The organism is Demequina lutea, from assembly GCF_013409005.1.
GTDB classification, from domain to species: domain Bacteria; phylum Actinomycetota; class Actinomycetes; order Actinomycetales; family Demequinaceae; genus Demequina; species Demequina lutea.
The window spans coordinates 2,676,876-2,698,409 of the sequence record NZ_JACBZO010000001.1 but is presented as its reverse complement, the minus strand read 5'-3'; the positions used below and the strand labels follow the sequence as shown (position 1 = coordinate 2,698,409).

Genomic DNA, 21,534 nt, shown 5'->3' with positions numbered 1-21,534 from the left:
GGCGCCGACTACTACTCGTCGGGAGGAGTCACCGGGGACTCGTCCGCGATCGTGACGGTGATGGTGCTCAGCAGGAAGTTGTCGCCACTAGTGCTCACAGTCACGTTGTGGACGCCCTTGCTCACTTCGCGCGGCTTGAAGAGCTTGGCGTCTACTCCAAGCGTGTTCGCGTACTGTCCGCCGAATGCGGTGGAGTCGGCGGCATTGTTGCTCTCGCCTTCGGACGAGCGGGTGCCATCCCACCTCAGAGGCGTGAATTTGCTGCCATCGATGTCGAGACTGTCGCCCGTAAGTGCGCGGTCGCCCTCCCAGGCGGTCCAGCCGACGGTGACTTTCGCGTCGCTTGAAGTCGCGAACTGTACGTTTGCGGTATCGGATCCGGTGATCCACTGGGCGCCGTCGAAGATAGCGACCCGCGAGTTCGTGAGCGTCGGGTCTTCGTAGATGACCGTCAGGGCGAAGCCGCCGTAATACGTCTTGTCCGTGTCCTTCATCGTGGCCGGTAGCGCGATGTCCGCGAGTGACCAAGTGCCGCTGAAGGCGTCGGCGGCAAGCAGGCCGGTCACGTCAACACGTGAGCGGTAGTACTCGCGGCCGTCCTTGGAAATTGTCTTGACCGAGTCAGCCGTCACGGGGATGTAGTCGGACGCCCCTGGCACCTTGAGGCGGGCGCTGGCCATGTCGCCGGTCAGGGCGTCGGCGGGGTCCTTGTCGGTGCCGTCCGAGCGGTTGGCTGACCACTCGAGGAGCGCGTACTTGACGGTGGCGCCAGCGGGGATGTTGAGCGTGGTGGTCGCCGAGTTGCGGACACCACCGGCCTCGTTGAGCGGACGCATGACCTGGCCATTGTTGTTGTACTGGCTGTTTGTCGAGTTGCCCGAGAAGTCCATCGCGTTGAGGCAGTTCGTCGTGGTGACATCACAGCCCATGAGCGTCGCGCCCACGTGAATGGCGGCCATGTGCCCCTCGGCCGAGTAGGCGCCGTCGACGTCATCGTGATTCACTGCGATGCCCGTGCGAACGCTGTACGAAACCGTCTGGTCGCCAGAGACGACCGTGAACGACGTCTCCGCATCGGCCGCAAGCGCGCCATGAATAGGGGCGAGACCGAGGTCGAGGCTGGTGTCGGCGCCCATAGCGAGCGTCGGTAGCGTGCAGTCGGCGGTGGTGGCGTCCGTGCTGAGTGTGCACGTCCAGTCGCCCGACGAGAACTCGCCGTCGAGCGCAAAGCGCACGAAGTTGCTCAACTTCTGGCTACTCACTGCCATCGACGGTGAGGCCCCACCCGGGGGCGCTGAGAAGGTAAGCCCGGCGGGGAGCACGATCATCGCATCGAGGGTCGGCGCGTCGGCGCCGCCCACGTTGCTCACCTGCATGCCGACGGCTGGGCTCGATCGCGGGATCTCAAGGAAGTCCAAAGGCGCCTTCTCGAGGGCGAGGAGCGCGGTACCGGTCGTCGTACCGCCGTCAGTGCCGCCCGTGCCAGTGCCGGTGCCTGCGTCCGTGGTGCCACCGCCTGTGCCGCCGGTATCGCCGCCCGTGCCGCCGGTATCGCCGCCCGTGCCGCCCGTGCCAGTGCCGGTGCCTGCGTCAGTGCCGTCAGTGCCGTCAGTGCCGCTCGCGTCCGTGGTGCCACCGCCCGTGCCAGTGCCGGTGCCTGCGTCAGTGCCGCCAGTGCCGCTCGCGTCCGTGGTGCCACCGCCCGTGCCAGTGCCGGTGCCTGCGTCAGTGCCGCCAGTGCCGCCCGTGCCGCTCGCGTCCGTGGTGCCACCGCCCGTGCCAGTGCCGGTGCCGGTGCCGGTGCCTGCGTCAGTGCCGCCAGTGCCGCTCGCGTCCGTGGTGCCACCGCCTGTGCCGCCGGCATTAGTGCCAGTGCCGCCAGTGGCGCCACCGACGTCAGGTTGCGTTGTCGACGGTTGCTGTGCGGCGGGAGGTGCCGTCGTTTGGGGTGCGCTTGCGCCGGCCGAGGGGACGACACTGCTCGGCGTCGTCTGTGGCAGCGCCTCGCTGAGAGGATCAGCTGGACTTCCGCCGAACACTCCGAAGTAACTCGCACCCGCGAAGGCCAACGAGGCGACGCCTGCCACGGCGACGATCGGGATGACGAGGCTGCCGACACCGGCGAAGATGCCCGCCACTCCGCCACCCGCCGTGGCGCTTCCCGCGAGTCCCGCGATAGCGGCGGTTGTTGCCGCAGCAGCGCTCGCGCCGGGGCCGGTGGCTCCCGTGGTCAGCGCCGCGCCCAATGCTGCGGCGCCAGCAGCACCCACTCCGGCACCCACTCCGACGGTGGTCGCGGCCGTGCCCCCCGCTCCGGATCCGGCGGCACCGCCCGCAGTCGCGCCGCCAGCGGCCGCGCCGGCGCCAAGGGCTCCGCCGATGGGGAGGCCACCCTCGAGAGCGCCCATGCCAAGGACGCCAAGGATAAGGGGCGCGATAATGCTTCGCATCCCCTTGTTGACGTCTTCAAGTTCTGCGACGAGCGCGGCGCACTTTTCGCACACCTTCACGTGCTCGTCGACGCGGGTTGCCTCCCTGCGATTGAGGCCGCCGCGTACGAATGCACCCAACTGCGCGTTTGCCTCGAGGCAGTTCACGTCGATTGCGGTTGACAGGTGCTGCTGCAAGTAGGCCTGGCGCAGTGCCTCACGCGCACGGTAGGACAGCGCTGCGACTCCGTTGGCAGACAGGCCCAGCAAGGGCGCTATCTCCTTGGGGCTCTTGTTCTCGACCTCGGTGTACCACAGGACGGCCTGCCACCGTTCGGGGAGTGACTTGAAGGCGTCGGCAACGAGTGCGTGTTCGAAGCCCTCCATGGCAGGTTCGTCGGACGAGGGCTCGTATCCGAGGGAGGACTCGTAGAGGGACATGTCATCGCGCGGCTTGGTGCGGATCCCCTTGTTGATGAGGTCCATGCCCGTGCGGCGGACGATGGTAAACAGGTACGCACGGAACGCGAGGTCGGGACCATCGCCCTGCTGGAGCGCGCGCAGCACGCGCGAGAAGGACTCGGAGACCACGTCGTCGATGTCGGTCGGAGTATTGGTGTACTGGGTGGCAACCTTGCGTGCGGCATCGGCGTGACGTTCGTAGAGCACACCAAACGCCGCCGTGTCGCCCGCGCGTACGCCAGCGATCAACTCGGGATCGCTGGACAACTCTGTCCACAGCGCGATCGTCTCGTGATCCATCTGCCCTCAAGTCCGCCCAGACATGGGCATGTTTCACGACAATTTTCGCCTTTTATGGGGGCATTCCACAAGGGCGCGCACGAGTGGCGTATGTCACATCGGCCCCTTGGAGGGGGCAAAAGTCCCGGGACTTTTCGCGCCCGCGTCATAAACCCGGCACTGGCGCCTCTCATCTAGCATGACTGGCAACGAACACCTCACGGGCACGGTGGGAGCGTCGGGTTTGCTGCAGCAGTGGCAGGCCAAGAGCATCCACTCGGTGTGGTTGCGTCCGGGCGACTGGTACACCCCGGCCACCGAGGCATTGGCCGAGGCTCTTGAGGCCCGACTCGACACCGCCGCCGCGGCCTTCCGCCTTGGCCAGGCCAGGTCCGAGGCAGGGGTCGGCATCACGGAGGCGATCGACGACATGGCCGTGCTGTTCCGCGCCGCCGGTTACGAATCTGCCCCGATTCGATCCATCAGGGCGCTGTGTGAGGGTTGGACCCAGGGATCCACCACTCCTCCGTCGGCTCCGTTCATGGCCGACGCCGAATCGGGTCTCGGTACGGCGGAGTACCTGACGCAGCGTCTGTCCGAGGTTTACGGGGCCGCGCACCGAAGTGGCGTCTCGGTCGCGAATACGCATGCGCTCGTGATGATTGACGTGTCCGTCGCGGATACGGACCCTTGGCAGCGGCTGGCGCGTAACGCGGCGGTGGGTCAGGCGCTCACGAGCGCTTACGGCGAGGGTCACCCCGTGGCACGTCTGTGTGACGGGCTCTACGCGGTACTGGTCGAACGCGGCCCGATGCTCGGCGAGGGAATCGCTGCGCTGCGTGACCACCTATCGGATAGTGCGATCTCCATGAGCGTTGGCAATCTCATGCGTCGGCCCCCCCGCGTGTGGATCGAGTCGCTCCCCGATACGCACCGTTATGCGCACGAGCTGATCGAGTCGCTGCAGCGCTGACTCCACAAATTTGCGGCGCGTGACGAGCTGAGGGCGTCACGCGCCGCCTTCTTTTCCCTAAGCCTTCCGGTTGTAGGCCCGAATCGCGAGTGGCGCGAATATCGACGTCCATGTGAGCTCGCCATGGCTGTGGATACTGCCGATCGTCGCATTCTTCATCGCCTCGCGTTCCTGACGCACGCTCACGATGCGCAACGCGGCTACCGTTTCCGTGTGACCCGCTACCGCATTCACGTGAAGCCTGGCTCCAAGAAGGGGCCGCTTGTCGAGGACGGCGCGGACGGCCTCCTGACGGTGTTCGTCAGGGAGCGCGCCGTCGACGGCGCGGCCAACGAGGGCGTGATCGCCGTGCTCGCCGCTCACCTCGGGGTGCGCAAGGGCGACGTGCGCATCGTCAACGGGCATGGGTCGCGAATGAAGACCGTCGAGGTCGACGACTAGTTCAGGGGCGACGAGCCCCCGCGTTATTGCGAGCGGCCGCGCCACACGACCATCGAGCGGCCCTCGTCGCGACGGCCCCTTTGGCCCCGCTCGACGATGACGGCCTGCTTACGGTCTTCGTGAGGGAACGGGCCGTTGACGGCGCGGCTAATGAGGGCGTGGCGGCGCTGCTCGCGGCGCACTTCGGTGTGCGCAAGGGCGACGTGCGCATCATGAATGGGTATGGCTCCAGGATCAAGACGATCGAGGTTGATGACTAGAGCCGCCCATGTTTGTCGCTAGAGATGCGCTTGCCCGGTGGCGCCGGGTGAGAGTCTCACACGCCACCCGTAGTGGACGATAGGAAAGACGTGACCATGCGATTCGATGGACTCAGCGGCAGACAACCACGGGTGTGGGTCCGCGGCGCGCCGAAGGTGGTGCAAGTCGTCCTCGCCTTGCTCGCGGTCGGGTGGGCCATTCTGCTGGCGGGGGGTCACGGCGACCATCCCGACCGCGAAGTTGCCCTCTACCTCGTGCTCATGGTCGGTTCCTCGAGCGTCACAATCGCCCGCGGCCTGGTGATGAGTGCCGACCGGCCGGTGTGGTTGGCACTCGGGGCCGCGATGCTTGTGTCCGCCGCTGGGGACGCCGTGTACGTGCTCTTCGTGTCAGGACGAGTCCCGGTGCCTTTCCCCTCGATCGCCGACCTCCTCTATCTCGCGTATTACCCCCTCGGCATCGTCGCTGTGGTCGTGTTTGTGCGGCGCAGGGTCCGCGACGTGCCCACGGTCGTCTGGCTTGACGGCGCAGTGCTTACGCTCGCCATCGGTGGTCTGATCGGAGCGGTCTTCCTGGCTCCCCTGGCGGGAACGCTGACCGGCGGCGCGGCGGCCGTCGCCGTCGGTGCCGCATACCCGATCGGCGACACCGCGATATTGCTGCTCGCGGGGCTGGGCGTCGCGCTCGTGGGGGTGCGTCGCACGCATGCATTGCTGTGGATCGCAGGGGCCATGACGGTCTCGGCCCTCGCGGACCTCACGTATTGGAATCTCGTAGCCAGCGACGCCTACACCGAGGGCGCCTGGGTGGATGCTCTCTGGCCACTTAGCAGCATCATGCTCGCCATAGGCGCCTGGCTTCCTGGCACGCTCCGCGCCCAGACCGCTTCGGGCTCCAGGGGCCTGCTGATCGTGCCGGGAGCGAGCCTGCTCGCGGCCACGGCGACCCTTGCGTGGGGCACGGTGAGGGACATTCCCCTCTTCATCGTGGTGATCGCCGTCGCCGCACTCCTTGGCGTCTTGAATCGGCTCAACGCGACGGTACGTCACACGCTGCTCATGATGGACGCCCGTCGCGATGCCACGACGGACGAACTCACCGGCCTGCCCAACCGCCGCGGATTCACGACGGAGGCGGCCTCGCTCCTCGCCGATGGAGGTGTGGCGGACACGGGCGCAGCTCTTCTCCTCGCGGATCTTGATGGTTTCAAGGAGGTCAACGACAGCCTGGGGCACCACGCGGGCGATGCTGTGCTGCGCGCGGTGACCGGCCGCCTGTTAGCGGAGACCGGGACTGCCGGAAGTGTGCTGGGCCGTCTCGGCGGGGACGAGTTCGCCATATTGCTTCCGGGGACGCAAGCGGAGTCAGGGAGTGAACTCGCCGCTCGTCTGTGCCGCGCCCTCGCGGTTCCATTTGACGTCGAGGGCACGTCGGTCTCGTTGACTGCCAGCATCGGCATCGCCTCGGCACCGGGCGATGGCATGGATTTGTCGGGGCTCCTTCGGAGGGCGGACATTGCGATGTACAGGGCAAAGGCGGGGCACCTCACCGTCGCCGTCTTTGACCCGCGCGTTGACCTGTCCGGTGAGGATCGGCTGCAGCGGATGGCGGAGCTCCGTCGCGCCATTCACGACGGCGAACTCGTGTTGCACTTCCAGCCGAAGATTGCGTTGGGCACCGGTCGAGTGGAGGGTGTCGAGGCGCTCGTGCGTTGGGATCGTCCAGGAAGTGAACTCGTCTTCCCCGACGCGTTCCTCCCGCTTGCCCGAAGGGCAGGGCTACTGCCCGCAGTCACCAAGAGCGTCTTGCAGCAGGCATTGGCCCAGTCAGCCCTGTGGCGGGCGGCAGGGATCGTGCTGCCTATCGCCGTGAACCTTCCCGCTCCCGACCTCATCGACGAGACACTGCCGGCGCGCGTGTCGGTCTTGCTCGCTGCGCAACGGCTGCCCGGCTCGGCGCTCGAGGTGGAGATCACGGAGGAGGCGCTCTTGCGAGACCCCGCTCGCGCCAAGTCCGTGCTCGGCAACTTGCGGGCCCTTGGGGTCCGGATCGCCATCGACGACTACGGGACGGGATACTCCTCGCTCGTCTACTTGCGCGAGCTCGTCGTGGACGAGGTGAAGATCGACCGAACGTTCATCGTGCCGATGTTGCTAGACGACCGATCGTCCTCCATCGTCCGGTCGACAATCGACCTGGCCCACGCCCTCGGGTTGCGAGTGGTCGCAGAGGGGATCGAGGAGGCCGAGGTTGCCGAGATGTTGGCACGGTTCGGCTGTGACACGGCCCAGGGCTATCACTGGACACGCCCCTTGCCAGCGGCGCAGTTTGAGAGTTGGTTGCGAGAGTACGAGGGTGCGGACGCAAGCGCGATCCGCGCCGCAGGGCGCGGCAGCCAGGAGGTCACCCCTGTCTCGCATATCTCCCGTACGTCTCGGGACTCACCGCGACCGTAGAAGACGGAGGCCAGGACTGCGGTCCCGTTATTGCGAACGACCCCGCCACACGACCATCGAGCGGCCCTCGTCGCGACGGCCCCTCTGGCCGCGCTCGACGATGACGCCCTTGCCGGCGGTGGGGCCGGATGTGAAAATCCGGGAGCCGACATCGGCCCGCGGGCGCAGCCTTTCTACCTCGCGCTCGAGCCAATCGACGCGCTTGCTCAGATCCAAGATGCGGGCGATGCCCGCGAGGTTGATTCCCTCTTCTTGGCTCAGACGCTGGATCTCGAGCAAGGTCACGACGTCGCGAAGCGAGTAGCGTCGGCCTCCACCGGGCCGGCGTCGCGGCACCACGAGGCCGAGCCTGTCGTACTGGCGCAGCGTCTGCGCGTGCATTCCGGAAAGCTCCGCGGGGTGAACTCAATCGGTCAAAGCAACACCATCGATGATCATCTCGGTGGTGTGGTGTGGCGAAGATCGGTGGGTCGGGGCTTCCGTCGGATGAACGGCAGCAGGTATGGGAGTTGTGGAAGGCGTGTGCGTCGATCAGCGAGATCTCCCGAACGGTGGGTTCACCGCCAGGGTCGATCTTCTCGATTCTGTTGCCGTATGGCCGGTTCTATCAGTCGCCGCAACGTCGACGTCCGGGGGCACTGACGCTGTCAGAGCGGGAAGAGATCTCGCGGGGGCTGACGGCGGGTGAGCCGTATCGGTCGATCGGTCGATCGGTCGACGCCTCGGCAGATCGGCCTCGACGATCAGTCGCGAGGTCGCGAAGAATAAGGGTATTCGGCGGTATCGCGCTGTTGATGCGGATGATCGTGTGTGGCGGCAGGCTTGGTGTCCGAAGAAGTGCAAGCTCGCAAGGAATCCGGTGCTGCGCTGTTATGTCGCGGCGAGGCTTTGGGAAGACTGGTCTCCAGAGCAGATCGCCGGTGCGCTGAGGAAGAAGCACCCGGCAGGAAGCAGAATGCGGTTGTCGCACGTGACGATCTACAAGACACTATTTGTCCAATCCCGTAGCATGCTGGCCAAGGAACTACAGCAGCATCTACGCTCCGGTCGGCCTATCCGCCGCAGCGTCCACGACACCGTCACCGGTCAATGGCGGTCCGAAATCAAGGATGCCGTCTCGATCTGTGAGCGTCCTGGCGAGGTCGCCGATCGAGCGGTCCCTGGGCATTGGGAGGGCGACCGACTGCTCGGTCGAGGAGGTGGTGATTGTCCGGTCGGTGCCAGCGATCGGCGTCTGCTCACGTCCAATGTCGAACATCGCCGAATCGAATAGACGGGGGTCGCCGGGCGCGGCAACCCGATTGGTAGCGCGAGTGCTTCTGCCGAGATCCAGCAGGTGTGTCTTGCCGCCCCTGCATCGCGCCACAGGTTACAGATTTTTCAGCTCCCCGGCTGCTGGTCGAAAGCGGCGCTATGACATTCCGGAAGCATCCTGTGACGCGTGAGTGAGTTGCCGTCACCCCTCGACGTTGACGACATCGGGTCCGGGCGGGCGGTCGTCCTTCAGCGCGGGTGCCCGTCGATGAGCGGCCTGGGGTAGAAGTCGGTGCCGCGGTCCGATTGGAATCCGAGTTTCGAAAGTTGCGACCGCCACGAAGCGGAGTCGAGGTCGCGCAGCGGCACCGCCGCGGGGCGACCAACTGTGCTGCTCAGCTCGACGACTCGCCGCTCCGCCGAGGCTGCAAGCACGGCCTCCATGATCTCGAGCACGTGGAAGGCAAGCTCGCCCGACGCCCGGTGGGGGGTTCCCTGCGAGATCGCGGCGGCCATGTCGGCAAGACCCACGCCACGTCCCGCGTCGCGATAACCGGCCGACGCGACCACCGTCCGCCATTCCGGATCGTCGACCGTCCATGCGCTGACCGAGTCCGAGAACTGATTCGGATCCGGCATGAGCAGGGTGCCTGAGGTGCCGTACACCTCGAACAGGGGCGTCTTCGTCGCCCAGATCTCGAAGCTCACCACGACCGTCGAGGTCGCCCCGTTCGCGTGCTCGAGTAGCGCCGTGACGTGCGTGTCGACGTCCACCGGCACGGGGGAGCCTGCTTGAGGTCCTTGCTCGACACGGCGCAGGCGGCTCGACCGTCCGGCGAATCCCGCGACACGCACCACCGGGCCAAACAGGGTGACCAAGCTCGTCAAGTAGTAGGGCCCCATGTCGAAGAGTGGGCCGCCTCCCGGCTGGTAGTAGAAGGCAGGCGATGGATGCCAGCGCTCGTGACCGGCCGATGACCAGTGCACCGACGCCCCGACCGGATCGCCGATGAGTCCGTCATCGAGCGCACGCCGCGCGGTCTGGACACCGGTTCCGAGCACCGTGTCGGGGGCACTGCCGACGCGGAGACCGTCGGCTCGTGGCGCGACGAGCTCGAGCGCGCTCGCAGTCGTCAACCCGAACGGCTTCTCGGAGTAGACATGCTTGCCCGCGGCGAGCGCGCGCAGCGCGACGTCGACGTGGGCGGCAGGGATCGTGAGGTTGAGCACGGCGTCGATGTCAGGGGACGCGAGCAGTTCTTCGACGTCGAGCGCGCGCACCCCGTGCGCCGCAGCCGTGCTGGCGGCACGGCTGCGGTCCAGGTCGGCGACGGCGACCAGTTCCAGACTGTCAAAATGAGGCAGGTGTTCCAGGTACTGGCCGCTGATGTTTCCGACCCCAATCATCCCGACTCTCAACGGGCTGCCCATAGCAAACCTCTCTCGATGATGGTGCGGACGTTCGGGTTCTGGACGACATCGAGCTTGTGACCGGGCGCCGACACGAACACGCGGCCGTGCCCCCACTCGCGCACCCAGATTGCCGGAGCGGTGACCGGCCGGTGCCAGGCATCCCACGGTCGGACTTCCTGTGTGGTGGTGGCCAGCACGTCGTTGTACTCGTCGCTCAACACCCAGTACTGCTCGGTCACGAGGTCGAAGTCGCCGATGCCCTGCGTGATCGGATGCGTGGCGCCGAGTTCGGTGATGTGCACGGTGTACGGAATGTAGTTGTCCGACTGCTCGCCGATGCGGTCGGCCGGATCCTTGCCCGCGTGGTGGGCGAACTGGCCACCAACCATGTGCAAGTAGTCGGCGTTGTTGCGGTACGCATCGGCGATGCCGCCGTGCCACCCCGCGAAGCCAGCTCCACGCAGTACCGCGCGCTGCAGTCCGGCGAACTCCTCCGGCTCGATCGTCGACATCGTGTTGACTTGCAACACCAGGTCGACGGTGTCCATGAATGCGTCCTCTGCGTAGATCGACGGCGAGCCCTCGACCCGCACGGTGAAACCGTTGGCGTCCAGGAACGGCACAAAGAAGTCGGTGGTCTGCTCGGGTTGGTGACCGTCCCATCCACCTCGCACGACGAGAGCGACCCGGGTCATGTCCGCGCCCCTCCGCCCTCTGGACAACGAGGAGCCTCAACAGTGGCCAATATGCTGCCGCCCGGACGCATCCCGAAGCGAGCCCCGCCTCGCCGTGGATCAAAGGCATTCACGCTCCGGCTTCCGTTCCCGTTCTGGTCACCGTGATGACGGTCCACGAAACTGGTGGGAGGTCAACGGTGACGGTGGATCCATTCCATCGTACCGAGGAGTTTTCGCGGAGCTTCACCCGGTCGGGCGCCTCCAGAGTGTTGGCCGCCAAGCGGTCGTCGTCCCAAATCCCAGAGGCCATCACGTTGCCGTTCAGTTCGAACGCTGAAAGGTCAATAGTCAACCGGGACGCGTCTTCCAGATGGCGGTTCACCACGAATACCGCCACGCGCTCGCCGTCGTACGACGCCGCGGCATCCACGGAGGCGACGTCACCGAACGCAGACGTCGGCAAGGTAGATGCCTCGATCTCAACTCGCATCGCGTGCCCGTGCGCGACCGCTGCGGTCTGGGCGAAAGGGTGAAAGGTGGTCTGGCGCCATGCCGGTCCACCGGGCTCTGTCATGATCGGCGCGATCACGTTGACCAGTTGGGCGAGGCTTGCTGAGGTCACGCGGTCGGCATGGTTCAGAAGCGATATCAGCAACCCGCCCACCACGACCGCGTCGGTCACGTTGTAGCGGTCTTCAAGAAGGCGCGCGGCGACGGGCCAGTCGCCGATCTCGACGCGGCGGACGTCGTTGTACTGGTCCTGGTACCAGACGTTCCACTCGTCGAACGAGATGTTCACGGTCTTGGACGAGTGCTTGTCCGTCTTGACCTCGTCGAGGATGCTGATGACGTCCTCGATGTACCGGTCCATGTCGACGCCCGAGGCGAGGAAGCTCGCGGCATCGCCATCCTTCTCGGCGTAGTAGGCGTGGCAAGAGACGTAGTCGACAACGTCGTAAGACTCTTCGAGCACGCCGCGTTCCCAAGCCCCGAAGGTTGGCATGGCGCGCCCGCTCGAACCACTCGCCACGAGTTGGATGGCTGGGTCGAGCTGACGCATGGCGCGAGCGGTCGCGGCGGCGAGAGTACCGTAGTCTGTCGCGTTCTTGTGGCCGAGCTGCCATGGCCCGTCCATCTCGTTGCCGAGACACCACATGCGCACGTCGAACGGCTTGCCGCGACCGTTCTTGCTGCGGCGATCGGACAGTTCGGTGCCACCGGGGATGTTGGCGTATTCGAGCAGGTCGAGCGCCTCCTGGACGCCGCGCGTCCCAAGGTTGACCGCGAGCATCAGGTCCGCGCCCACCTGCTCCAGCCAGGCGGAGAACTCGTGTAGCCCGACCGTGTTGGGCTCGGTCGAGTGCCACGCAAGGTCGAGCCGGCGAGGCCGCGACTCCACCGGGCCAACGGTGTCCTCCCATCGGAGCCCCGACACGAAGTTCCCACCGGGGTAACGCACGCAGGTGACGCCTAGCTCCTTGACCAGGTCGATGACGTCCCGGCGGAAGCCGTCAGCACCGGCCGTTGGGTGAGCGGGTTCGTAGATCCCGTCGTAGATGTGACGACCGAGGTGCTCGACGAAGCCGCCAAACAGGCGTCGATCAATCGGGCCCAGTTGGAGGGAGGGGTGGACGGTCAGGCGGGCGTCGAGCATGAGGAGTTCTCCAAGGCGTGGCGGGTGGCGGTTGCGTGGGAAACGCATCGAGCGTCGGCGAAGGCATAGGCGGGAGGGACGAGCTCGTCGCGCCACGGCGTCACAGTTGGCGAGAACGGAGCCGGTTCGCACGAACTGCCGGCCGAGCGCTCCGCGCCGGTCGGGACCGTGAGCTCTGACGGCACAAAGCTGATAGGCAGCCGCAGCTCGATCGGCGCGGCCGTCCCGGTCACATTGCGCGACACCTCCCAACCGGTGACCGTGTTCCAGCCCGGGTCATCGCGGTCGTGGAAGTCGAAACTACGATTGCGCGCGACCCCCGCATACAAGCCGCGATCGGCGGAGGAGTTGAAAGCCTCGAACAAGACGCCCCAGAGAACAGGGCTGATCGCACTTCCGGGGTCGAGGTGGCCAATGGCCATGCGAGTCACAGTGCCCCGATGAGCTCGGAGAAGGCGCCGTTACGCGCAAACACCGGAATCGACTCCAGTGGGGCATCGACGAGCAGCGACTGCCCGCCGGCGTGCTGCGCACCGGTGCGCAGCTCGGTCCAGGTCGCGCCCACCGGCAGGTAAACCTCGCGGCTCCGCGCTGCGAGCTCCGTCACGGGCGCGACCAGCAGATCGGGTCCGTACAGGTACTCGTCGCGAGCCGTCCAGGCGGCGGGGTCGTCGGGGAACTCATGGAAGAGTCCGCGGATCACAGGCTGACCCGATTCGTGCGCCTCCCGCATGAGCCGCCGCGTATACGGGCGCAGCGTCTCACGCAAGTGCAAGAGCCTCTCGATGATGGGGGATGCCATTTCACCGAAGGTCCACACCTCGTTGGGGCCACCGGTCCCGATCCGCTCGGACCCGTCCGCCGCGTGCACAACGGTCCACGGCTTGCGATCGCCGTGCACTCTCATCACGGGCGAGAACGCGCCGAACTGGAACCAGCGCACCAGCAGTTCGATGAAGTCGGGATTGGCAGGGTCGCCGTTGTGGAAGCCACCGATATCGGTCGTAAACCACGGGATGCCGGCGGCGCCGATGTGAATGCCCGCCGAGATCTGGCTTCGCAAGTCCTCGAAAGTTGTGTGGATGTCGCCAGACCAGACCAGCGCCCCGTAGCGCTGGCTTCCCGCCCAAGCGGTCCGCACAAGGTTCACGACGTCGCGTTGCCCCTCATTCGTCATTCCGTCGTGGAACGCCCGAGAATAGAGTTGCGGGTAGAGGTTGCCAATCTGGGCGTTCGAACCCAAGTAGTAGCGGTAGTTGTCGAAGTCGTAGACGCCGTACTCCGGCTCCGCCTCGTCCAACCAGAAGAGGCGGATGCCCTTGTCGTAGTAGTTCTTGCGGCAAAGTTCCCACAGGGTGTCCCTTGCGCCGGGGTGCGTGACGTCGAGGTACCTGCTCGGGCCGCCGAACGACATCTGAATGTCGGTGCCGCGTTCCGTGGTGACGAGGTGATTGGCGCGGCGCAACTGGTCGAAGTTCTCGGACTCGATCGAGATTTGCGGCCAGACCGACACCATGAGTTCCACACCGAGTTCGCGCAGTTCGGCGACCATGGCGCTCGGATCGGGCCAGAACTCCTCTTCGAACCGGAAGTCGCCCATCTTGGGCCAGTGGAAGAAGTCGATGACGATCACGTCGAGCGGCAATCCGCGCTTGCGGTGCTCGCGGGCCACGTCGAGTAGCTGCTCCTGGTTCCAGTAGCGCAGCTTGCATTGCCAGAATCCGAGTCCGTACTCCGGCATCATCGGCACGTGGCCCGTCGCCTCGGCGTAGACCCGCGCGATCTCGCGAGGCGAGCCCGCCGCCGTCACCCAGTAGTCCAACTGGTCCGTCGACTCGGCAAACCATTCGGTGCGGTTGCGCCCGAAGCTCACTTTGCCGATCGCGGGGTTATGCCAGAGAAGCCCATACCCGGCGCTTGACACCACGAAGGGCACTGACGACTGCGAGTTCCGATGCGCGAGCTCGATGACGTTGCCTTTGAGGTCTGAGCTGGCCTCTTGATAGACCCCCATGCCCACGAGGTGCTCCGTGGGATCGGACTCAAACGCCGCCGTCGTACGAAATGACGAGGTGCCGATCACGGGCCGAAATTCCCGGGCCTTGCGCTTGAGCGAGCCGCCAGACGACAACTCACGTAGCAGCAGGGTGCCGTCCTCATCAAAGAAGGCGATCTCGCACGTCGAAACGGGGTAGCTTAACTGGACGTCCTCGAACTCGCGCTGGGTGACGACGACGCGGATGCGTCCGTTGCGAAGGGTGGCGACGTCGCCATCCACCTCGACGACAGGCGAACTGTCAGCGGGGTCGAGGAGGGCGTGCCGCGTGTCGCGGACATCACCGCCGGCCGAGGCCCGCACCCGCGCGCTGTGCTCACCCCAGGCATCGACCTGGACGACTTCTCCATCTGCAGTCCAGCGGATGGAGGTGGGAGTGGTGGTAAACATGGATGTCCTTTGGAGTGGTTAGCGGAGCACGATCGGGAAGTAGACGGAATAGGACTCGTCGATCACCTGGTTCAGGGGGATTAGGGAGACCGTTTTCGGTTGGCCGACGGCACGGAAGCCGCCGAGCCAGCGACTCCACTCGCGTTCGTTCTCCGGAACCAGGAGGTCTTCGGCCGCGTTGGGATCGCCGATGAGCGCAATCTCCGCATCGACGAGCCCCGCCAGCACGACCGGACCGTCCAGGAAAGAGACCGTGTGGGGTTCATCCGGGATGTGGTGCACCCGGATGCACTTGGGGATCTCGAGGGTGACGATGTCGTCGCCCCAGGATCGGTCCAGCGTCATGAATCCGTCCTCCAGAGCGACGCTGGTGACCTCACCGTTCACCGAGATGACCGGCAGTCCGTCTGACCATTCCGGCACCCGCAGCCGCAGCGCGAACCGCGTCGCTACAGGTGCTGCGATCCTCACGTTGATCATCCAACTGTTCGGCCGGGACCACGTCGTCGACACCGACACGTTGTCGTCGGGCCCTCCGGAGCCGGCGTCCTCCGACGAGTTCAATGTGATGACGACGGGTTGTCCGCCCACCACGACGGAAGCGCTCGCGGAGATGTACTGCGCGACGGTGATCTCACTTTCGCGCGCGTAGAAGATGTCACTGGAACGCGAGGAGTGCGCCTGCACCAGACTTCCGTGGCAGCACCAGAAGTCGACGGTGCGACGCCCCCAGCTCTTGCGCGATCCGCCGGCGAGCGGGAGGAAGTAGGAGATCATCCCGGTCTTCGGATGCTGCTGGGCGAGGATGCCATTGAGGTTGTTGAGCTCGATGTAGTCGAGGTAACTCGACTCTCCTGTCCATCTGAAGAGGAACGATGCGAGCCGGATCATGTTGTATACGGTGCAGTGCTCTTGGGTCCGCGGGCCGCGGCGGGCGGCGTAGGCGAGCGGAGGATTCCAGACCTCGCCCGTCGTCTGCCCCCCGGTGCTGAAGGAACCGCGCTCCTCGACGGCGGACCGCCAGTACGCCACGACGATGTCTCGCCATCGCGGATCGCCGGTGACCTCGTAGGCGCGCGCCGCGCCGAGGACCTCGGGGACGGTGGTGTTGGCATGGCGATTGGTGAGAACGTCCTTCCCGTCCAGTAGGGGGTCGAACAGGTGATCGTGGCGATAGAGCCGAAGCAGCTCGAAGTACATGGAGTCTCCCGTGAGATCCAGCAGTTCAGCCCAGACCTCCAGCATCCCCCCGGTTTCCACATCGAGAATGTCGTCGAACTCTTCCCGCGAGAATCCGGTGGCCCACCGGTGGAGCCACCGTGATGCGGCGGTGGCCATCTCCAGGGCGAGCGGGGAACCCAAGAAGCGGTGCGCGTCCACGAGCCCCATCAGGGTCTTGTGCATCACATACTGCGGTGACCAGATTTGATCATGAGCGGCGAGTCGCTCCAGGTAGCGAACGGGAATGCTGAATACCCACTCGCCACCGTTGGCGATCTGGCAGGCGTGGAGTCCCTCAAGGATATGCTCGACCTTGCCGGCCAATTCGTGGTCGCCCTCCGCCCCGAACCGGCTCGCCGCCGACAGCCAGTGTCCGAGGAAGTGGCCGCGCATCTGCGTGCCGGGCGTCTCCCAGCCCCAGTGCCACTCATCGCCCATCCCTGGGTCGCCACCGATCGGAGTCCGCAGGGGCGGCATGCTGCCGAGACCGGCTTCGATCCGATAGTTCTGCAACAGCGCCGTGTTGTCGAGGCTGAAGAGGTACTCGCGCACCAAATTGCGGCCGGTGTGGAAGCGCCCATGGGTCAGCACGACGGCTGAGGGGTCGAGTTCAGTGCGGCGCTGGTCGCTCATGTGAGTCACTTGATCGCTCCGCCGAGTGCGCCAGCGGCCACGTAGCGTTGCGCGACAACGAGTAACACCACCGCTGGCAGGGCAGAGAGCACCGAAGTCGCAAGGACGGGCGCCCAGTCCTGGATGGTCGAGCTGAGGTAGTCGTAAATACTGAGTGTCACGGGACGAATCTTTCCGGAGGTAGTGAGGGTGAGCGCGAAGACGAAATCCGACCACGCGAAGAGAAAGCTGAACAGAGCGGATGTAATGATCGAGTTTCGGCTGATCGGGATGACGATCGAGACGAGCGTCCGGATCGGTCCGGCGCCGTCTACACGCGCGGCGTCGAGCAGTCCGTCCGGAATGGAGAGCATGAAAGCGCGCATGACGAGGATCGAGAAGGGGATCGCGGCGGATGCGTCCGCGAGAATCAGGCCCGGCAGGCTGTTGAGCAGCCCGACGTCCACATAGGTCTTGTAGAGCGCGTTCGCGATCACGATGCTCGGAACCATCTGGGAAACGAGGAGAATAGTCAGGACGATGGTGACCGCCCGACCGGGAAACTTCGCCAGGCTGAATGCGGCCGGAATGGCCACTACTAGTGTGACGATCACGCATCCGAACGCGATCGCAAGACTCGTCAGGAGGCTCGACCCTTGCTCACCAATGACCTGCGCGTAGACGCTGAAGTCAGGGTGGACGGGGAATAACGCGTTGTTCCCGCTCCCGGTCCCGGGCTGGAGGCTCTGGTTGACCATCCAATACAACGGAAACAGCATGGCGGCCACCACGATGACGCCGAAGGCCGTCGAGAGGAGGCGCCCGGAGAGGCGGTTGCCGCTCATGCTGCATCCGCCTGACGCCGCGTGCGGAACAGGTAAAGCGCGGCAAAAAGCATCGAGAAGACGATCAGGATGTTGCTCACGGCGGCCCCTTGACCGAAGAGGAACTGGCCGAAGGACAGTTGGTACGAGTTGGTTGCCAGTGTCTGCGTGGAGTTCGCTGGCCCTCCTCCGGTCAGACCGATGATGATGTCGAACACCTTGAGGGTGTAGATAACGCCCAGCACGAGGACGATGGTCACCACGGGCCGCAGGAGTGGCCAGGTGATGTAGCGGAACGCCCTGACTCCCGTTGCGCCGTCAAGCGCGGCCGCCTCGTAGAGTTCGCTCGGGACCTCCTTGATGCCGCCGTAGAGGATCGTCACGTTAAACGGAATGCCCAACCAGACGTTGACGATTACTACTGCGAGGAGGGCAAGGCTTGGGCTCGTGAGCCAGGGGATGGGGGTGGAGATCATGTGCAGTTGGAGCAGCACGTAATTGATCACGCCACTCTCCGGATCCAGCATCCAGCGCCAGATCGAGCTCGATGAGATGAGCGGGATGAGCCACGGCAGAAGCAGGAGCGCGCGGAGGACGGAGTTGAGCGGGAATCTACGGCTGAAGAAGATCGCGAGCAGCAGCCCAATCACAAACTGGCCGACAATGGAACCGGCGGTAAACAGCAATGTGTTCAGGACGGTGGTGCCAAAGATGGGCGACCCGAAAACGTCGCGGTAGTTCTGGAGTCCAACCCAAGGGGCCTCCCCGGTGAAGAACGTCGTCGCGCTGTAGTCCTGGAAACTCATGATGACGTTCTGAATTGCCGGGTACGCAAAGTACGCCAGCACATACACCACCGCTGGTGCGAGGAAGGCGGTGAACGCCAGCCGGTTACCGGCGCTAGGGCCGCGCCACCACGCGAGTCGGGTTCGCCGAGGGTGCTGCATCGTTTGAGTCATGTCGCGTCTCGTTTCTGCCGGATGTGCGACCCGGCCCGGCGCTAGTCCGGACCGGGTCGCACCGTCCCGCTACTGCTTCAGTGCCTGCGCGAGCGCGTCGGATGCCGAGGCCTTGCCAGTGAACGCAAGTCCCTCCGCCGTGTAAATCGCCTTTGCGGCCGCAGGCCACTCGACGCCAAGCTTCGCGGTTCGAGCACGAGCGGTCGCGACAAGCCCCACGAAGGGCTCGACATTAGCGTCCTCAGAACCAACCGTCTGCGCGGCGGTGGTGATGGAAGGGATGTTGCCGGTCAACTTCGAGATCGTCAACTCATTTTCCGAGGTGTTGATGCATGCGACGAGTTTGCCAGCCGCGTTCATCTTGGCCGAGTCGCCGGTATTCGGGACGGTGTAGGCCTCGCCGCCAAGTGGCGACTGGACGGTCTGGCCCGCCACTCGGGTCGGCACTGATGCGGTGCCCCAGTTGAGTTTGCTCGCCTCAAAACCAGCGATGTTCCAAGGGCCGTTTATCATCATGGCCACCTTGCCGTTGGCGAACTGCGTTGCAACATCGCCCTGCTGCCAGTTGACGACGCTAACTGGCATGGATTTGTCGCCGAGCAGGTCTACTAAGAACTGCAAGGCTTGGACGGTCGCCGCCCCGGTGAGATCCGTCTCATCGCCACCGTTGGACCACATGAAGGGCAGGAAAGACCACGCGTCACCTTCGTCCGGGTACGCGCCGAGGGCGAACCCTGCGTGATCTGCTGTAGTGAGCTTCTTGGCATCCGCCCGAAGCTCGTCCCAGGTCGTGGGGGGAGACGAGATCCCGGCTTCGGCGAACATGTCCTTGTTGTAGAAAATGCCCAGCGTATTGACCGTCGGGGCGAGGCCGTAGAGCTTGCCCTCGTATGTGCCGGCCTCGATGACGGAGGGTGTGACGCCCTCCGTCGAGATTCCGTAGTCCGAGAGCGGCGTCAGGCCGCCGGTCGCTGCGATCCGTGCCACATCAGGGTTGTCGAGCATAAGCACGTCGGGCATTGTCTTCGATGAGGCCTGCTGAAGGACCTTCGCAATGAGGTTGTTACCAGGCACATGGCTGTAGTTGACCGATACGCCGATCGATGCGGCACAAGTCTCGTAAACTCCCTCCATCGCGGACTTCAGTGGCTCGTTCGTGTGGTAGTCCTCGACCGACAGACTTAACTTGGCTGTGCTGTTCGAGGCTGTCGCCGAACTATTCGAGGCTGTCGCCGAGCATGCCGAGACGGCGAGTGCGGCGGCGAGTGCCACCGCCCCAGCTGCCATTACACGTCGTTGTGTCATTTCTTGAGCTCCCTTGCTGTGAATGAGTTCCCGGCCACCGGCGGCGTCGGAGCCGTTGAGTCGGGCCTAGTGAGACATTTCTACTCTCTTGCGAGCGATTTGTCGAACTAGTTCGATAACTTTCCTGCAACGGATGTGTGGATAATGGTCGGCGTGGTCAATATCGCCGATGTTGCGCGGCACGCCGGGGTGAGTAGGAGCACTGTCTCGTACGTGCTTTCGGGTAAAAGGCCGATTTCGGAGGCGACTCGCGAGCGGGTGCGGCAGAGCATCGAAGCGCTCGCTTTCCGGCGCGATCCGGCGGCTCTCGCCCTGACGACGCGGCGCACGTGGACGGTCGGCCTCGCTGCGACGCTGACCCCCAACGCCCCCAAGGTCGACATCGTCGCTCTCGACGACTTTGTGATGTCGATCGCGTTCGCCCTGCGCTCCGAGGGGTACGACATGCTGCTTCTCGCGCAGCAGGCGACGGAGCAGATCCAGCGGTTGCAGCGAGGACTCCTCGTCGACGCGCTTATCGTGATGGACGTGCTCTGGGACGAAGGACGGCTGCCGCTTCTGGCCCGGGCTCCCTACCCGGTCGTGCTGATGGGAGAACCCGGCGCCGACCACGATCTCTCGATCGCCGACCTCGACTACCAGGGCGCCGGGCGTCTGGCCGTGGAACATCTCCACGCGCTCGGGCACCGAAGAATCGCCGTGGTTTCCGGTCCGCAAGGCCTTAACTCCGTGGAGCGAGTCGAACGAGGAGCCGCCGAGGTGCCGGATATCGAGCTAACCATCTTGAAGGTTTGGGACGCCGCCCCGCTCAGCCGACGTCAGATGCAGCTGGTCATGGACTCCACCGCGGTTGTGCTCCACGATCAGACGCAATTGCCGACTCTGCTGCACGCGCTCCATCAACGCACAATCGCTATGCCTCGCGACATGTCGGTGATCGCTATCGCCACCGAGACGGCACTGCCGGAACCCATCACCACCGTCGTGGTGCCCGTGGACGAGATCGCCGCTGCGGCCGTCCACGTCGCGATTGACGCGATCGATGGCGCGGGCTCCCAACGCGTTTTGCTGGCTCCCCGCCTGATAGACAGAGGGACCACCTCTGAGCGTCAGGTGTGATCCGTCTGAAGCGCCGTCAGGGCGGCGTCGGGCATCGTTACGGTCGTGAGGACTCGGCGCCGCACATGCCGGTTATCGGTCCACCCCACCCCGTTGAGGTACCGAGGGCGGGGACGGTTTGTTGGCGGTCTTCGTTCGCGAGCGGGCGGTCGATGGTGCCGCAAACGAGGGAGTCATCGCCGTGCTCGCCGAGCACTGGGGGTGCGCAAGGGCGACGTGCGCATCGTCAATGGCCATGGTGCCCGGATCAAGACGATCGAGGTCGACGACTAGTCCAGGAGGCGACGACCCGCCGCGCTATTGCGAGCGACCGCGCCACACCACCATCGACCGGCCCTCGTCGCGACGGCCCCTCTGGCCGCGCTCGACGATGACGACCTTTCCGGTGGGGCCGGATGTGAAAATCCGGGAGCCGACATCGGCCCGCGGGCGCAGCCTTTCTACCTCGCGCTCGAGCCAATCGACGCGCTTGCTCAGATCCAAGATGCGGGCGATGCCCGCGAGGTTGATTCCCTCGTCTTGGCTCAGGCGTTGGATCTCGCGCAGCGTCACGACGTCGCGAAGCGAGTAGCGTCGGCCGCCACCGGGCCTGCGTCGTGGCACCACGAGGCCAAGCCTGTCGTATTGGCGCAGCGTCTGCGCGTGCATGCCTGCAAGCTCAGCCGCCGCAGAGATGAGGAAGATAGGCTCGTCAACATTGGGCTGTTCCACGGTGCCTCCTTCCGTAGGCGCGTCGTCGTCGCCGCTTG

General features: G+C 65.2%; 18 protein-coding genes and 1 pseudogene. 7 read left to right on the top strand and 12 right to left on the bottom strand.

Features of this window, described 5'->3' with window-relative positions; all coding sequences use genetic code 11:
• Positions 1–11 precede the first annotated feature (11 nt).
• A complete protein-coding gene (locus tag BKA03_RS12935) occupies positions 12–3,191 on the bottom strand; it encodes a sigma-70 family RNA polymerase sigma factor (protein ID WP_083971182.1) in 3,180 nt (1,059 codons plus the stop codon).
• Between the two features lie 178 nt (positions 3,192–3,369).
• Here BKA03_RS12935 and BKA03_RS12930 point away from each other — a divergent pair, with 178 nt between their 5' ends.
• The 4 genes from BKA03_RS12930 (at position 3,370) to BKA03_RS12915 (ending at position 7,301) form a co-directional block, all read left to right on the top strand.
• Positions 3,370–4,143 (top strand): hypothetical protein, encoded by a 774-nt coding sequence (locus BKA03_RS12930; RefSeq protein WP_062074305.1) that lies wholly within the window; start codon positions 3,370–3,372, stop codon positions 4,141–4,143.
• Between the two features lie 123 nt (positions 4,144–4,266).
• Entirely contained in the window at positions 4,267–4,584 is a 318-nt protein-coding gene (locus BKA03_RS12925) for a DUF167 domain-containing protein (RefSeq protein ID WP_083971179.1), read from the top strand.
• Positions 4,585–4,664: 80 nt separating this feature from the next.
• The gene (locus BKA03_RS12920) at positions 4,665–4,844 is read left to right on the top strand and encodes a DUF167 domain-containing protein (protein WP_202965708.1); all 180 of its coding nucleotides are present in this window, start codon (positions 4,665–4,667) and stop codon (positions 4,842–4,844) included.
• Positions 4,845–4,940: 96 nt separating this feature from the next.
• Complete coding sequence (locus BKA03_RS12915; RefSeq protein ID WP_238579384.1) at positions 4,941–7,301, top strand: putative bifunctional diguanylate cyclase/phosphodiesterase; 2,361 nt, start codon at positions 4,941–4,943, stop codon at positions 7,299–7,301.
• Between the two features lie 27 nt (positions 7,302–7,328).
• Here BKA03_RS12915 and BKA03_RS12910 read toward each other — a convergent pair whose 3' ends face one another.
• A complete protein-coding gene (locus BKA03_RS12910; RefSeq protein ID WP_062074302.1) occupies positions 7,329–7,682 on the bottom strand; it encodes a heat shock protein transcriptional repressor HspR in 354 nt (117 codons plus the stop codon).
• 71 nt (positions 7,683–7,753) lie between these two features.
• On the opposite strand from BKA03_RS12910, the pseudogene BKA03_RS15905 reads away from it, so the two are divergent.
• Both BKA03_RS15905 and BKA03_RS15865 read left to right on the top strand, forming a co-directional pair.
• Positions 7,754–7,840 (top strand): annotated as a pseudogene (locus BKA03_RS15905) (hypothetical protein); the annotation flags it as partial.
• Positions 7,841–8,010: 170 nt separating this feature from the next.
• Positions 8,011–8,574, top strand: a complete 564-nt coding sequence (locus BKA03_RS15865) for an IS30 family transposase (RefSeq protein ID WP_152649489.1) — start codon at positions 8,011–8,013, stop codon at positions 8,572–8,574.
• Positions 8,575–8,804: 230 nt separating this feature from the next.
• On the opposite strand, the gene BKA03_RS12900 is transcribed toward BKA03_RS15865, so the two are convergent.
• The 9 genes from BKA03_RS12900 to BKA03_RS12860 form a co-directional block, all read right to left on the bottom strand.
• On the bottom strand, positions 8,805–9,986 hold the full coding sequence (locus BKA03_RS12900; protein ID WP_083971176.1) for a Gfo/Idh/MocA family protein: 1,182 nt from the start codon (positions 9,984–9,986) through the stop codon (positions 8,805–8,807).
• A complete protein-coding gene (locus BKA03_RS12895; protein WP_062074300.1) occupies positions 9,971–10,663 on the bottom strand; it encodes a ThuA domain-containing protein in 693 nt (230 codons plus the stop codon). The genes BKA03_RS12900 and BKA03_RS12895 overlap by 16 nt, the downstream gene beginning before the upstream one ends.
• A 109-nt stretch (positions 10,664–10,772) precedes the next feature.
• The gene (gene arfA, locus BKA03_RS12890) at positions 10,773–12,299 is read right to left on the bottom strand and encodes an arabinosylfuranosidase ArfA (RefSeq protein ID WP_062074299.1); all 1,527 of its coding nucleotides are present in this window, start codon (positions 12,297–12,299) and stop codon (positions 10,773–10,775) included.
• Positions 12,281–12,721, bottom strand: a complete 441-nt coding sequence (locus BKA03_RS12885; protein ID WP_062074298.1) for a hypothetical protein — start codon at positions 12,719–12,721, stop codon at positions 12,281–12,283. The genes arfA and BKA03_RS12885 overlap by 19 nt, the downstream gene beginning before the upstream one ends.
• Before the next feature lie 5 nt (positions 12,722–12,726).
• Positions 12,727–14,745 (bottom strand): glycoside hydrolase family 31 protein, encoded by a 2,019-nt coding sequence (locus tag BKA03_RS12880; RefSeq protein ID WP_062074297.1) that lies wholly within the window; start codon positions 14,743–14,745, stop codon positions 12,727–12,729.
• 18 nt (positions 14,746–14,763) lie between these two features.
• Positions 14,764–16,599, bottom strand: coding sequence for a beta-L-arabinofuranosidase domain-containing protein (locus BKA03_RS12875; protein WP_062074296.1), 1,836 nt, complete (start codon positions 16,597–16,599; stop codon positions 14,764–14,766).
• Positions 16,600–16,604: 5 nt separating this feature from the next.
• Positions 16,605–17,423, bottom strand: a complete 819-nt coding sequence (locus BKA03_RS12870; RefSeq protein ID WP_062074295.1) for a carbohydrate ABC transporter permease — start codon at positions 17,421–17,423, stop codon at positions 16,605–16,607.
• Positions 17,420–18,349 carry a carbohydrate ABC transporter permease gene (locus BKA03_RS12865; protein WP_062074429.1) on the bottom strand — a complete coding sequence of 310 codons (930 nt, stop codon included), beginning with the start codon at positions 18,347–18,349 and terminating at the stop codon, positions 17,420–17,422. The genes BKA03_RS12870 and BKA03_RS12865 overlap by 4 nt, the downstream gene beginning before the upstream one ends.
• A gap of 81 nt (positions 18,350–18,430) precedes the next feature.
• The gene (locus tag BKA03_RS12860; protein WP_062074294.1) at positions 18,431–19,666 is read right to left on the bottom strand and encodes a sugar ABC transporter substrate-binding protein; all 1,236 of its coding nucleotides are present in this window, start codon (positions 19,664–19,666) and stop codon (positions 18,431–18,433) included.
• Positions 19,667–19,810: 144 nt separating this feature from the next.
• Here BKA03_RS12860 and BKA03_RS12855 point away from each other — a divergent pair, with 144 nt between their 5' ends.
• The gene (locus tag BKA03_RS12855) at positions 19,811–20,785 is read left to right on the top strand and encodes a LacI family DNA-binding transcriptional regulator (RefSeq protein WP_062074293.1); all 975 of its coding nucleotides are present in this window, start codon (positions 19,811–19,813) and stop codon (positions 20,783–20,785) included.
• A gap of 297 nt (positions 20,786–21,082) precedes the next feature.
• On the opposite strand, the gene BKA03_RS12850 is transcribed toward BKA03_RS12855, so the two are convergent.
• Complete coding sequence (locus BKA03_RS12850; protein ID WP_062074292.1) at positions 21,083–21,496, bottom strand: heat shock protein transcriptional repressor HspR; 414 nt, start codon at positions 21,494–21,496, stop codon at positions 21,083–21,085.
• Positions 21,497–21,534 lie beyond the last annotated feature (38 nt).